This is a genomic window from Brevundimonas sp., assembly GCF_035935935.1.
Lineage (GTDB): Bacteria > Pseudomonadota > Alphaproteobacteria > Caulobacterales > Caulobacteraceae > Brevundimonas.
Genome location: NZ_DASYWO010000005.1, coordinates 139,337 through 152,499 on the forward strand (window position 1 = coordinate 139,337; position 13,163 = coordinate 152,499).

Here is a 13,163-nt window from a genome sequence, read left to right on the forward strand (position 1 = left end):
GCGCCGGGCCGACGGTCGCTATACCGCGCGCCAACTCCCCCTCACGAACAGGACCCTTCATGGCCAAGATCAAGGTCGCCAACCCCATCGTCGACATCGACGGCGACGAGATGACCCGCATCATCTGGCAGATGATCAAGGACAAGCTGGTCTTCCCGTTCCTGGATCTGGAACTGGACTACTACGACCTTGGCATGGAGCACCGCGACGCCACCGACGATCAGGTGACGATCGACGCCGCCGAGGCGATCAAGCGCCACGGCGTGGGCGTGAAGTGCGCCACCATCACCCCCGACGAGGCCCGGGTTAAGGAGTTCAACCTCAAGAAGATGTGGAAGTCGCCGAACGGCACGATCCGCAACATCCTGGGCGGCGTCGTCTTCCGCGAGCCGATCATCTGCTCGAACGTGCCCCGCCTGGTGCCCGGCTGGACCCAGCCGATCGTCGTCGGCCGCCATGCCTTCGGCGACCAGTACAAGGCCACCGACTTCCTGATGCCGGGCAAGGGCACGCTGTCGATCAAGTTCGTCGGCGACGACGGTCAGGTGATCGAGCACGAGGTGTTCAAGTCGCCGGGCGCGGGCGTCGCCATGGGCATGTACAACCTCGACGACTCGATCACCGAGTTCGCCCGCGCCAGCTTCGCCTACGGTCTGAACCGCAACTATCCGGTCTATCTGTCGACCAAGAACACGATCCTCAAGGCGTACGACGGGCGGTTCAAGGACATCTTCCAGAAGGTGTTCGACGAGGAGTTCGCGACCGAGTTCAAGGCGCGCGGCCTGACCTACGAGCACCGCCTGATCGACGACATGGTGGCCGCCGCCATCAAATGGTCGGGCGGCTTCGTCTGGGCATGCAAGAACTATGACGGCGACGTCCAGTCGGACGTCGTTGCGCAGGGCTTCGGCTCGCTGGGGCTGATGACCTCGGTCCTGATGACGCCGGACGGCAAGATCCTGGAGTCGGAAGCGGCGCACGGCACCGTGACCCGCCATTACCGTCAGCACCAGAAGGGCGAGGCGACCTCGACCAACTCGATCGCCTCGATCTATGCCTGGACGCGCGGCTTCAAGCATCGCGGCAAGCTGGACGGCAATCAGGAGCTGATCACCTTCGCCGAGACGCTGGAAAAGGTCGTCGTCGACACCGTCGAGGCGGGCCACATGACCAAGGACCTGGCGCTTCTGGTCGGCGACCAGCAGGGCTGGCTGACCACCGAGGGCTTCCTGGACAAGGTCGCCGAGAACCTGACGGCGGAGATGGCCGGGGCGGCCTAAGCGTCGCCGTCAGATTTGGTGAGACGACGAAATCCTCCCGTCCGGCCACGGTGCCGGCGGGAGGATTTTCACATGCGCCGCACCGCCCTCGTTCTCGCCGCCGCCTCTCTGGGCCTCACCGCCTGCACCACGGATCCCGAAGTCTGGAACGCCATCGCCATGGGCCTCGATCAGGCGGCGGCCGACATGGAATGGCAGAACCGGAACTGCCACTGGGCCCCGCCTCCCGGCAATCGCTACGGGCCGCTCCAGCAGGTCTGCCCCGGCGACTGGAACTATCAGCCGCCGGTCGTCTACCCGACGTGCGCGCCCCGCGACCGGGACTGCGACGGCTATCGCGACGGTCCGCGGCGGGACCGCGACCGTGACGGTCGCCGCCATCGCGACCGCGACGACGACTAGCCCCCGCGCAGCTCCTGCTTCACGCGCTCGGCCAGCGTCTTGATGTCCAGCGGCTTGGGCAGGAACGACACGCCGACCTCGTCCTGCAGCAGGTCGGAGAAGTCGCTCTCGGCATAGCCGGAGATGAACATCACCGGCGCGTCGCCGAGGTAGGGCCGCGCCTTCTTCAGCAGGGCGGGACCGTCCAGTCCCGGCATGATGACGTCCGAGATCAGCATGTCGATCTGGCCCGCGTGCTCCTCGGCCAGGATCAGCGCCTCCTCGCCGTCGGCGGCTTCGATGACTTCATAGCCGCGCTGGCGCAGCAGCTTGGCGGCGATGCCGCGGACGGCGGCCTCGTCCTCGACGAACAGGATGCGCCCGGCGCCCGACAGGTCGCGCGGCGCCTTGACGACCTTCTCCACCACCGGCGTTTCGGCGAGGTCGGCGGCAGCGGCCTCGGGCAGGAAGATCCGGAAGGCCGCGCCGGCGCCGTCCAGATTGGCCACGTTGATGTGCCCGCCCGCCTGCTCGACGATGCCGTAGACGGTGGCCAGGCCCATGCCCGTCCCCTCGTTGACGGCCTTGGTGGTGAAGAAGGGCTCGAAGATCTTGTCGAGGATGTCGGCGGGCACGCCCGGCCCGGTGTCGGACACCTCGATCATCGCCACCGCCTCGGTGGACGGATGGGTCCAGCCCATCTGGCGGGCCTGTTCCGCCGTCAGGCGGCGCGTCTTGATGGTCACCACGCCGGCGCCGGGCTCGACCACGCCCCGCATGGCGTCGCGGGCATTGACGGCCAGGTTCATCACGGCCGTCTCCAGCTGGGACTTGTCGGCCAGCACCACGGGCAGGTCGCGGCCGTGGTCGGTCTCCAGCCGCACGTCCTCGCGCAGCAGCCGCCGCAGCAGCACGGCGAACTCGCCGACCAGTTCACCCAGATCCAGTCGCTCCCGACGCACGGTGGACTTGCGCGAGAAGGCCAGCAGCTTGCGCACCAGATCGGCCGCGCGCACGGCCGTCTGGCGGATCTCGTTCAACCCCTCGTAGGACGGGTCGCCGACGGGGTGACGCTCCAGCAGTCCCGACAGCTGCAGCTGAATGGCGGTCAGCAGGTTGTTGAAGTCGTGGGCCACGCCGCCGGCCAGTTGGCCGACCGCCTGCATCTTCTGGGCCTGCGTCAGCTGCAGCTCCATCGACTTCTGCGCCGTGGCGTCGAACAGCCAGATGCGGCGCCCCTCGCCCTCGGGCGCGACGTAGAGGTGCAGGATCCGCTCGGGATGGGCGCGGGGCTGCAGCTCGATCGGGCCGTGGGATCCGGCCTCCAGACGCGCGCGCGCCTCCACCACGCCCCCCGGTTCGAACAGATGGCCGAAGGCCGCGTCGCGCGCCGCGGCGGGTCCCGTCAGCTCGGTCAGGGCGGCGTTCGGCGCCACCAGCCGGCCGGCGAACAGGTCGTCGCTCTCGATCAGGGCCGAGCCGAAGGGCGCGCCCGCGGCCATGGCCCGCGCCTCGCCGGTGTCGGCGCGCAACGGGGCGGGGCGGGCCGGCTCGCTGGACGGCGCCAGCAGGGCGTCGGGCGCGGCGCGCAGCAGGAAGCGGTCATCGCCGGCACGCCCGATGACGACCTCGATTTCCCGGGCGCCGACCGAGACGATGGCCCGGCCTTCGCCCCCGCGGCGCGCTTCGGCGAACGCGGCGTACAGCGCCTGGCCGCCGGCGCGCGCCCGGGGCAACCGCGTCGTCGCGCCGTTGGCCTCGGCCCAGGCCGCATTGAAGGCCAGCACCTGGCCGGACGCCCAGACCAGCGCGGCGGGCTCGGCCAAGGCGTCCAGAATCTCCACGGCCGCGTCGCCCCGCGGCCGCTGCGCGGCCTCATTGCGACCGAACGCCAGCAGGCCGATCAGCGCCACGCCCGCCGCGGCGCAGATCAGGATCATGCCGGGGGCGCTGAAGGGATCGCTGCGGAATGCCGGATAGGCCATCGCCGCCACCGCCACTCCGGCTCCCAGCGCCATGACGATCAGCAGCGGATCGAAGGGCAGGCGACGGGGTGGGGTCATGGTGCGGGCGCCCGATTCGGAGGGGGAAGCATACGACGTTTCCGTCATCACGCCGCGCGCGGCCGCGGCGCCGCCTTCTTCCGCTTCTGCATGACGAAGCCGATGATCTTCGCCGCCGCCTCGAAGTGCTCGCGCGGGATGGTCTCGTCGACGTCGACCGCGGCGTAGAGGGCGCGGGCCAGGGGCACGTTCTCCACCGTCGGCACGCCGTGCTCCGCGGCCACCTGCCGGATGCGCAGGGCCAGCGCGTCCACGCCCTTGGCCACGCACACGGGCGCGGCGTCGCCTTGGTCCGGCTCGTAGCGCAGGGCCACGGAATAGTGGGTCGGGTTGGTCACGATCACCGTCGCCTTGGGCACGTTCTGGATCATGCGGCGACGGCTGCGCTGGATGCGGATCTGCTTCTGGCGCGCCTTGACGTGCGGGTCGCCTTCGGACTGCTTGAAGTCCTCCTTCACCTCTTCCTTCGTCATCCGCATCCGCTTGGCGAAGCGCAGGCGCTGCCACAGGTAATCGGCGCCCGCGGTCACCGCCATGAAGGCGATCGCCGACACCGTCAGCGTCAGGCACAGGTCGCGGACCAGCGGCAGCATGGCGGCGGGAGGCAGGGCGGCCAGCGTCTCAAGTCCTGCGATGTGCGGTTTGATCGTCAGCCAGCAGATGAAGCCCAGCACGACCAGCTTGATGAAGGTCTTCAGGAACTGGACCAGTCCGTCGGGGCCAAAGATGCGCTTGAAGCCCTCGATGGGGCTCAGCTTCTTGAAGTCGGGCTTCAGCTTCTCCCCCGAGAAGACGATGCCGCCCGACTGGGCCACATTGCCGCCGACGCCGCCGATCAGCACCGCCAGCGTCAGGGCGCCCAGGAAAGGGGCTGCGGCCCAGAGGGCGCGCGCGCCGATCTCCACCCCTGCGCCGGCGTCCAGCGCGCCGGTCATGCGGTGCGGCGAGGCGATGAAGGGCAGCAGTTCGCCCGCCATCTGCGTGGCGAAGCCACCGCCCAGCGTCAGGATCACTGCCGCCGCCCCGCCCAGAGACAGGGTGGAATTGACGTCGGGACTTCGGGCGACGTCCCCCTTCTTGCGGGCTTCCGCAAGTTTTCGTGGGGTGGCGTCTTCTGTCTTCGACTCGGGATCGGCGCCCTCAGCCACCGGCGCCTCCCGTGACGAAGATCTGCGCAAGCGCGCGGTACCGGTCGATGAAGACCGTGCCCAGCGTGCCCAGCGACAGGGCGAAGATGGCCAGGCCGCCAAGGATGCTCAGCGGCGCGGTGGCGAAGAAGACCTGGAATTGCGGCATGACGCGCGCGATCAGGCCCGAGCCGATGTTCAGCACCAAGGCGAACACCAGGATCGGCCCGGCCAGCTGGACGCCCAGCATGAAGCTGTCGCCCAGCGTCCGGATCGCCAGCATGGTGAAGTCCTCGGCGATCAGCGGCTGCACCGGGGCGATGACGCGGTAGCTGCCCACCAGCCCGGCGAAGAACAGGTGATGGGTGTCGGTGGCGAACACCAGCGTGACGCCCAGCACGGTCAGGAAGGCGGCGATCGTCGTGCCCGGCTGGGCCTGAAGCGGATTGGCGGTCTGGGCGAAGCTGAGCGTGGTCTGCAACGACACCACCTCACCCGCCGTGGCCAGCGCCGTCATGAAGGCGCGCAGCACCGCGCCCATGGCCAGGCCGACCAGCACCTCGCGGATGATCCAGCCCACGGTGGCGCCGACGCTCTCGGGCAGGGGCGGCAGATACGCCGTCAGCACCGGCCACAGCGCCAGGGTGATGACGAAGGCCAGCGACAGGCGGATGCGCGGCGGCACGTAGCTTTCGCCGATGCCGGGCAGCATCAGCATGACGGCGCCCAGACGCGCGAAGATCAGGGCCGCGGCCCAGACCTCGTCCGCGGCGGCGAAGGCGTTCACGCGCCTACATGCCCGAGATGCGTTCGGCGATCGTGCGCATGAAGCCGCCCAGCAGGGCGCCCATCAGCGGCAGGAACAGCAGCAGCGACACGAAGATGGCCAGGATCTTGGGTGCATAGACCAGCGTCTGTTCCTGAATCTGGGTCAGGGCCTGGAACAGGCCGATGCCGACGCCGACGACCAGGGCGACGATCAGGGCGGGGGCGCACAGCTGGATGGTCAGCCACAGGGCGTCGCGCCCCACGTCCAGCACTTCCGCTCCGGTCATGGCCTCACTCCAACTCGAACCGGGCAGAAACTGCCGCCTCCATGGTTAACGGCGGGTTAGGCATGAGGGCTGGAACGAACGGCCGCGCTTGCCGTAGATGGAAGCATGACCCGCCCCCCCGTGACCCAGGCCGACGCCGAAGCCGCCGTGCGCACCCTGATCGAGTGGGCGGGCGACGATCCCGACCGCGAGGGTCTGCTGGACACCCCCGCGCGCGTCGCCCGCAGCTATCGCGAACTGTATGAGGGCTATGAGGTCGATCCCCGCAAATATCTGGAACGGACGTTCGAGGAAGTCGGCGGCTACAACCAGATGGTCGTGCTGAAGGACATCCGCTTCGTCAGCGCCTGCGAGCACCACATGCTGCCGGTCGTCGGCGTGGCGCACGTGGGCTATCTGCCGACCGATCGTGTGGTCGGCATCTCGAAGCTGGCCCGCGTCGTGCGCGGCTTCGCCCGGCGCCTCCAGATCCAGGAGAAGATGACGTCCGAGATCGCCCTGGCGATCGAGGAGGTGCTGCGGCCGCAGGGCGTGGGCGTGGTCATCGAAGCCGAACACAGCTGCATGACCTTGCGTGGGGTGAACGCGCCGGGCGCGACCCTGACCACCAGCCATCTCAGCGGCGTCATCCGCGACGATCCACGCACGCGCGAAGAGTTCCTGCGCCTGACGCGCCGCGGATGAGGTCGCTTCCGATCCTTCTCGCCGCGTTCGCGCTGACGGGTTGCGCCACGGCGCCGCGCGGGATCGAGGGATGTCGCCGACTGGCCGCCGAAGCCGGCCATGACCTGTCGGGGCGGGCTGACGTCTACCGCATCCCCCACACCTCGGCGGCGATCGTGAGCTGGGGGCCGCCTGTGGTCGGAGGACCGCCGCCTGCGGAATGCACGCTGGTGGAGGATCGCGTCACCGAACTGCACATCGGCGACCGGACGCTGTTCCCACGGCCCTGACGCGGCCCGCTCCTTGCCACGAAGGCTCCGAAAGGACCCTTCGGCATGGTTCAGGCCCTGATTTCGACCCGAAATGAGACGGTGAAGATCGCGCGCGGCGGCTGGCTGGACGCGCTGCGTTTCATCGTGGCCTTCCTGATCATCCTGCACCACTTCCAGGCCGCCGGTCCCGCGCCGCTAGCCGAAGCGCTGCATCCGGTGTTCGAACGGGGCGGCTTCCTGCTGACGAACTTCTTTCTGATCGACAGCGGCTACGTGCTGATGCGGGTCTATCAGGAGGCGATGGGACGGGGCCGGATGAGCCCCGGCGACTTCGTGCTGAAGCGCGTTCTGCGGGTCGTGCCGGCGCACCTGATGATGCTGCTGTCGCTGGCCGGACTGGTGATCCTCAGTTCCGCCGCGGGCGTGGCGCCGCGCAATCCGGAATGGTTCGACTGGAATCAGTTCCCGGCCCAGCTGTTGCTCGTCCAGAGCTTCGGCATACCCGGCGGGCTGGGCTGGAACGCGCCGACCTGGTCGGTCTCCGCGCTGCTGGGCTGCTACCTCGCCTTCCCCTGGATCCTGAAGGGGCTTTCCCGCGTCGGGCCGTGGACGGCGCTGGGACTGGGCGCCGTGCTCTACCTGCTGGCCAACGAAGCGACCTGGGCCGTGCTGGGCCACCCCGTCTGGCAGATGCCGATGAAGTACGGATTCATCCGCGCCCTGCCGCTGTTCTTCCTCGGCATGTGTCTGGCGCAGTTCGCGTCGCGGGTCTGGATCCATCCGCGCCTCGCGGGCTGGACGATGCTGGCCGCGACGGCCGCCTTCGCGAGCCTCCAGTGGTTCGACAAGAACGCCCTGGCCTCGATCGCCTGCATCGGTCTGATCATTCTGGCGGCGGGCGCGATCCCGGTCACACGTCCCTCGCGGCTGATCGAGAAGGCGGCGCTGGTCAGCTTCTCGATGTTCATCTCCAACGAGGTCGTGCGCATCGCGTGGTTCGGCGCGGCCAACGTCGCCATTGCCCGCTTCGGCCTGTCTGAGCCGGTTCAATGGGGTCTCTGGGCCGCAGGCGTCCTGGCCGCCGTCGGCTTCGCCTTTGCGTTCCACCACCTGATCGACGGGCCGCTGCAGGATCGGATCAAGCGGGGACTGAAGTCGCGGCGGCGACGCCCGACGACCCCGACGGCGGCTCAGCCGGCCTGATCAGCCGCGACCGGCGCCGCTTCGCCTTCAGGTGCAGCCGCGTCCGCCGCCGGCGCCCCGCCCAAGGCTTGCGCGATAATGGCCCGCGCCGCATCCGCTGCGGTTCCCCCGTGCGGGGAGTTGGCGAGCGGAGTGAGAACGCCCAGCGCTTCCCCCACTCGCCCCACGGACATGAGGGCGCCGCCGTAGCCCAGACGGATCTCCGCCAGCTGAGGCGCGCCGTCGAATGCGGCTTCCCACGTCAACATGTCGTTTTCATTCGGATAGCCGGGCTGGCCCTGTCGACTGCGGGCGATCAGGAGCAGAGTGAAATAGTCATCGGGATCGATCCTGTAAGCACGAGCCAGAAACCCGCGGGCCTGCGCCATCAGACTGCGACGCTCTTCTAAGTCTTCCACCTCTCCGGCCTTGCGGATCCGGCTCGTGGCGAGAAACTGCAGCGCCTCGTCGTTGTCGGGATCCAGCTCGAGCACCCGCATGAGCGTCGTTTCGCCCACGGCGGCGTCGCCGATGTGCAGTTCAGCGTGGCCGAGGATCAGTTGGGCGAAGGCATCGTCCGGCCATCTGGCGGCGCGCCTGCGAATTTCGGCCAGAGCCTCCTGTCGTAGCTCTTCCGTCTGCGTCAGCTTGATCCTCTGCCCCAGCAGGATCAGGTCTCGGGCCGACGCCGGCATGCGGGTGATCTCCACCTCTATCGGTCGATACGCGATCGGATAGGTGGAGGCGTAGACGTTGCCGCGGCCATAGCCCGTCAGGGTTTGATCGAGCTGGGCCATGCTCAGGCCCGTCGCTTGCGTCATGGCCTCCGACGAACCCATGCCGGACGCCACCAGCCGCAGATAGCGATCCAGCTGCTGCGACCGCTCGGGGGTGGAGAAGAACCAGTGGGTCAGCAGCCAGGCCACGGGATAATAGGTGGCCCGGTATTCGCCGTTCTCCACCTGGCCAAAACGTTGGCTCAGCAGCGTGTTCAGCGGGATCCACGCGCCGTAGTTCAACCAGCTGACCCGTGCCTCGTTCGGTTCGCCCAGGGTGAACTCGTCCTCACGGACCCGGGCGGTCATGACGTATTCCGCCAATCCTTCGCTCAGCCAGCCCGGATAGGGAGCGTTGAGATGCTGGTAGAAGAAGTGGTGTGCATATTCATGCAGCACCGTCTCGTCGCCGTCGTTGCGCACGGCGATCGCGAACACGTCCTCCTCATTGGCGGTGTAGAAGCCGGCGACCCCGGAACCGACGCCGGGCCAGACCTCCTCCAATCCGGCCTGACGGGCGACGAGATAGATCGGAAGCTTGCGCAGGGTGGGCTTGTCCGGCGCCACTCCGAAGCGGAGTCGCAGGATCTGGTCGAACCGCTCCAGCTTCACCGCGTAATCCCGCAGGGTCCGTTCGCCCCCATCGGAATAGATGATGAAGTGCTCGCTTTCGGCTCTCAGCCATGTTTGCGCCGACGCCTGCCCTGCGCACATCGCGATCGCCACGGCGCCGATCAAAGCCCCGAAAAGCCTGGTCATGAGGTCACCCCAACTGCCCGCGGCCGAGGCTAGCCGCGGCGCCGGCTCACGCCAAGCTCGCTTTGCGTCAGGCGGCCAGCCGGTTCCACACCGCGCGATCGGCGGCGACCGGCGTCAGGCGACCGCGACGGGCCTTGCCGCCAAGGTCGGCCAGAACCGCTTCCGGCAGGGCGCAGAAGCGCGGCTCGACGAGTTCGGGCAGGCAGTCGCGGGCGGGAGCGGCGAACATGGCGGCGTTCAGCCCGGGCTCGCGATCGTGCAGCAGCCAGGCGAGGCGCCGCGCCCGCGCCGGATCGTTACGGTGCAGCTCCGGATCCTCGGCGAACAGCTCGCAGCCCAGCTCCATCACATAGTCGAAGCCCAGCTTCTCGAACCGGCGCGCGTCGCCGGGCGTGACCGGGCAGGTCTCGTCCAGATCGAACACGACGTCGTTGAGAAGAAAGAGCATGCGAACCCACCACCATCGCGTCGGGCTCAGACGGCCCGTTGTCGTGAAGATAGGCGCCGCCGCTTGCGGTCCGGTTCACGAACGCGGCTAAGAAAGTGTGATGGTTTCCGGGCCCTTAACCGACCTTTTCGGTGAGGAAGTGGCGGCCCTGCCGGTCCTCGACTTCCACCACCCAAAGGTCGGGGTCATAGCCGATCTGCCGACGGATCCAGTCGTCGACCTCGCCCTCCAGTTCGCTCTCCATGGGCTGAACCCACAGGCGGTCGCCGTCTGGCCCGAACGCCTCGCTCCATACGCGCGCGCGACGTTCTGAAGAGTTCCAGACCTTCACCAGCACCGCGCCGGCGCGGTCGTCGCCGCGGCGCGCGACGGTGGCCGACGCGCCCTCCAGCTCCGCCCTCCGGATCAGGGCGGCGACCCAGACGTGCGAGGCGATCAGCAATTCGTCAACCTTGCTCGGGAACCGGACGGGAAGGGTCGTCGTGCTGGTATGGCGGCATGAGGACGTCCCGCCAACCCCGATCGCGCCTGCCGGCCGCCGCCGTCGTCGCGGCCGTGACCGCGCTGTCGGCCGCGCCCGCCGCGGCGGCCGACGCCCACTATGACCGCGCCTTCATGCTGGCCGCCGACGCCCGCTGCGGCCTGTTCGCGCCGCCGGTCCGCGCCGCCCTGACGTCGGCGACGCTGCAGGCGCGCGGGGCCCAGCTGCGGGGCGGCGCCACGGCGGTCCAGGCGGCCGAGACTGCCCGACGCGCCCGCGCCCGGGCCGCGTCCACGCCCTGCGATCATCCCGAACTGCGCATGGTCGCGGGTCGCGTCGATCAGGCTTTCGCCGGCTGGCTGGGCCTGCGTCGCATGGAGTTTCCGGGTCTGTCGGCGGCGTGGTCCGTCGATCGCGCCCGCTTCGAGGCGCCCCGCTGGCGCCTGTCCCAGACCGGCGTGACCGGCGCCTCGTCCGTGGTCGTCGGCCGCGTGTGGGGGCAGACCGGGCTGACGGTCGCGGTTTCCTTTGTCGGCAAGCCGCGCCCGACCTCGGCCCGCATCGTGATGCGCGACCCTGGCCGTTTCCCCAATCCGTGGATCGGCTCGCGCCCGACCCTCGCGCCCGAGGCGCAGCGCCGCGCGGTCTGGGCAGGGGCCACAGCGCCGGCCGACAAGGCCCTGTTCGCCGGTGGCCGGCGCGGGGGCGAGATCTGGGCGTTCTCCGAGCGCGCGGTGGCCGAACTGGCCGCGCTGGACCCGCGCGAAGCCTTTGCCGTGGAGTTCGTCTTTCGCGACGGCAGCGTGGCCCGCGCCGCGTTCGAGGTGGGCGACCTGGCCGCCGCCGAGGCCTTCCTCACGCTGGGCGCCGTCTAACCCCGCTGCGGCAGGGGAATGATCTCCGCCCCTTCGGTCGGCGCGTTGGCCGCCGGCGCCGCCGCGACCGGCAGGCGCACCGTGGCCGCCGTGCCTTCACCCAGCGTGGAGTCCAACGTCAGCCGCCCGCCGTGCAGCTCCGCCAGCGACCGCACCAGCGCCAGGCCCAGACCGGTCCCCTGCGCCTTCTGATCGGCGCCGCCCGCCTGTTCGAAGGGGCGTCCAAGACGCTTCAGATCCTCGGGCGCGATGCCGGCCCCCGTGTCGGCGACGACCAATTCCAGATAGGGGCCGATGACGCCGAGGGTGACCGTGACCGACCCCTCCGGCGGCGTGAACTTCACCGCATTGGACAAGAGGTTCAGAGCCATCTGCTTCAACGCTCGGCGGTCGGCGGTGACCGGCACGGCTTCCGTCGGCAGGACGCCGGTGAGGTGCACGCCGCGGTCGTCGGCCAGCGGGCGGACCAGCGCCATCGCCGCGGCCACCGGCTCGCGCGCGTCGAGCCCCTCCAGCGTCAGCGAATAGCGCTGCGCCTCGATCTTCGACACGTCCAGCACGTCGTTGATCAGGTCCAGCAGGTGGGCGCCGGCCTCGTGGATCGAGGCGGCATAGTCGGCGTAACGGTCGGGCAGGGGGCCGAACAGGCGCTGGCGCATGATGTCGGCGAACCCCAAAACCGCATTCAACGGCGTGCGCAGCTCGTGGGACATGTTGGCCAGGAAGCGGCTCTTGGCGCCGTTCTGGGCCTCGGCCTCGGCCCGCGCGGCGTCCAGCGACACCTCTCGCGCGTGATCCGCCGTGGTCTCGAAGACCTGCACGATCAGGCGCGCACCGGGCGCGGCCGGATCCTCGAAGCGGCGCAGCAGCAGGGTGACGCGCCGGTCCAGCGCCGTCCGGGGCGCGAAGCGTACCGTCGCCGTCGGGCCGGACAGGGCGCGGTCGATGGCGGCCATGACCGACGTGCGGTCCGGCGCATGGACCGCGGCGAACAGTCCGGTCTCGAACAGCGGCTCGATCGGCAGGGCCGCGGGCGCGGCGCCGTAGGCCGCGAGGGCGCGGCCGGACGGATCCATGATCAGCGTCAGGCCCGGCTGTCCGGCCAGAACCGACTCCACGCGCCGGACGCCGCCGCGCGCGACATCCAGACCGCGCTCCGTCGCTCGCCAGCCCAGCCGCAGGGACAGCAGAAAGGCAGCCAACGCCAGCAGTCCCGCAGTGGCCGCGATCTCGGGCGACGCCGGCGGCGCGACTCCGTACAGCGCCGACGCCAATCCCACGAGCACGGCCAGCGCCGCGCCGCCCGCGCCCAGCGCGGTCAGCCGCAGCGCGAAGGGCCGCCCGCCGCCGAGCGACAGGCCCGCCGCCACCGGCATGACCATCAGGCCCGCCAGATCTCCTCCGACGCCTCCGCCCAGAAGCGCCGCGACGCAGGCCGCGGCCGTCCAGACGCCGAGGATCAGGATGCGGTATGCCCGACCGTCGCGCCACAGCAGCGACAGTCCCGTCAGGCCGGGCACCGCGGCGGCCAGAAAGCCCCAGAAGGCCGGACCGCTTTCGCCGCCCAGCCAACGGAGGCCCAAGGCGATCACGGCCACGGCCACGGCCCATCCCGCATGCCATGCGGCGAGGCCGGGCAGGGCGGGGTCGGCATCGGTGATGTGACTGTCGGCGTCGGCGGGCAAGCGGCAGGACTCGATCCGCGCCCGGACGGGGCGCACGGGCCGCAGACTAGCGACCCGCGCGAGTCGCCGCGACCACGCTCCCGTGGCGGGGGAACGAGATCGGGCGCGCGCGAGAT

At 69.8% G+C, this 13,163-nt stretch carries 14 protein-coding genes; 6 read left to right on the plus strand and 8 right to left on the minus strand.

The genetic code is table 11. The features are described 5' to 3' along the window. Positions 1–59: 59 nt before the first annotated feature. Positions 60–1,280 carry an NADP-dependent isocitrate dehydrogenase gene (locus VGR32_RS05450; protein ID WP_327448866.1) on the plus strand — a complete coding sequence of 407 codons (1,221 nt, stop codon included), beginning with the start codon at positions 60–62 and terminating at the stop codon, positions 1,278–1,280. Positions 1,281–1,352: 72 nt separating this feature from the next. After that, on the plus strand, positions 1,353–1,682 hold the full coding sequence (locus VGR32_RS05455) for a hypothetical protein (protein WP_327448868.1): 330 nt from the start codon (positions 1,353–1,355) through the stop codon (positions 1,680–1,682). Here VGR32_RS05455 and cckA read toward each other — a convergent pair. The 4 genes from cckA to fliQ are packed head-to-tail and all read right to left on the minus strand — an operon-like array spanning position 1,679 to position 5,906. Next, the gene (gene cckA / locus VGR32_RS05460) at positions 1,679–3,724 is read right to left on the minus strand and encodes a cell cycle histidine kinase CckA (protein ID WP_327448870.1); all 2,046 of its coding nucleotides are present in this window, start codon (positions 3,722–3,724) and stop codon (positions 1,679–1,681) included. The two genes, VGR32_RS05455 and cckA, sit on opposite strands and share 4 nt — an antisense overlap. A gap of 47 nt (positions 3,725–3,771) precedes the next feature. Continuing rightward, positions 3,772–4,872: a flagellar biosynthesis protein FlhB gene (gene flhB, locus VGR32_RS05465; RefSeq protein WP_327448872.1), complete on the minus strand. Its 1,101-nt coding sequence runs from the start codon at positions 4,870–4,872 to the stop codon at positions 3,772–3,774. Continuing rightward, positions 4,865–5,638, minus strand: a complete 774-nt coding sequence (gene fliR, locus VGR32_RS05470) for a flagellar biosynthetic protein FliR (protein WP_327448874.1) — start codon at positions 5,636–5,638, stop codon at positions 4,865–4,867. Before fliR ends, flhB begins: the two co-directional genes overlap by 8 nt. A gap of 4 nt (positions 5,639–5,642) precedes the next feature. Continuing rightward, positions 5,643–5,906: a flagellar biosynthesis protein FliQ gene (fliQ, locus tag VGR32_RS05475; protein ID WP_327448876.1), complete on the minus strand. Its 264-nt coding sequence runs from the start codon at positions 5,904–5,906 to the stop codon at positions 5,643–5,645. A gap of 105 nt (positions 5,907–6,011) precedes the next feature. Here fliQ and folE point away from each other — a divergent pair, with 105 nt between their 5' ends. From folE to VGR32_RS05490, 3 genes are read left to right on the plus strand one after another with little or no spacing between them, the layout of a single operon-like run. Next, entirely contained in the window at positions 6,012–6,590 is a 579-nt protein-coding gene (gene folE, locus VGR32_RS05480) for a GTP cyclohydrolase I FolE (RefSeq protein ID WP_327448878.1), read from the plus strand. Further along, a complete protein-coding gene (locus VGR32_RS05485) occupies positions 6,587–6,859 on the plus strand; it encodes a hypothetical protein (protein ID WP_327448880.1) in 273 nt (90 codons plus the stop codon). The genes folE and VGR32_RS05485 overlap by 4 nt, the downstream gene beginning before the upstream one ends. A 45-nt stretch (positions 6,860–6,904) precedes the next feature. Further along, entirely contained in the window at positions 6,905–8,044 is a 1,140-nt protein-coding gene (locus tag VGR32_RS05490; RefSeq protein WP_327448882.1) for an acyltransferase, read from the plus strand. On the opposite strand, the gene VGR32_RS05495 is transcribed toward VGR32_RS05490, so the two are convergent. From VGR32_RS05495 to VGR32_RS05505, 3 genes are all read right to left on the minus strand, one after another. After that, positions 8,032–9,558 (minus strand): hypothetical protein, encoded by a 1,527-nt coding sequence (locus VGR32_RS05495; protein ID WP_327448884.1) that lies wholly within the window; start codon positions 9,556–9,558, stop codon positions 8,032–8,034. The two genes, VGR32_RS05490 and VGR32_RS05495, sit on opposite strands and share 13 nt — an antisense overlap. A 67-nt stretch (positions 9,559–9,625) precedes the next feature. Beyond that, on the minus strand, positions 9,626–10,006 hold the full coding sequence (locus tag VGR32_RS05500) for a hypothetical protein (protein ID WP_327448886.1): 381 nt from the start codon (positions 10,004–10,006) through the stop codon (positions 9,626–9,628). Positions 10,007–10,121: 115 nt separating this feature from the next. Next, positions 10,122–10,448, minus strand: coding sequence for a DUF1491 family protein (locus VGR32_RS05505; protein WP_327448888.1), 327 nt, complete (start codon positions 10,446–10,448; stop codon positions 10,122–10,124). A gap of 56 nt (positions 10,449–10,504) precedes the next feature. Between VGR32_RS05505 and VGR32_RS05510 the strand changes: the two genes are divergently transcribed. Continuing rightward, a complete protein-coding gene (locus VGR32_RS05510; RefSeq protein WP_327448890.1) occupies positions 10,505–11,362 on the plus strand; it encodes a hypothetical protein in 858 nt (285 codons plus the stop codon). Here the strand turns inward: VGR32_RS05510 and VGR32_RS05515 are convergent. Beyond that, the gene (locus VGR32_RS05515) at positions 11,359–13,047 is read right to left on the minus strand and encodes a HAMP domain-containing sensor histidine kinase (RefSeq protein ID WP_327448892.1); all 1,689 of its coding nucleotides are present in this window, start codon (positions 13,045–13,047) and stop codon (positions 11,359–11,361) included. The genes VGR32_RS05510 and VGR32_RS05515 overlap by 4 nt on opposite strands. Positions 13,048–13,163: the final 116 nt, after the last annotated feature.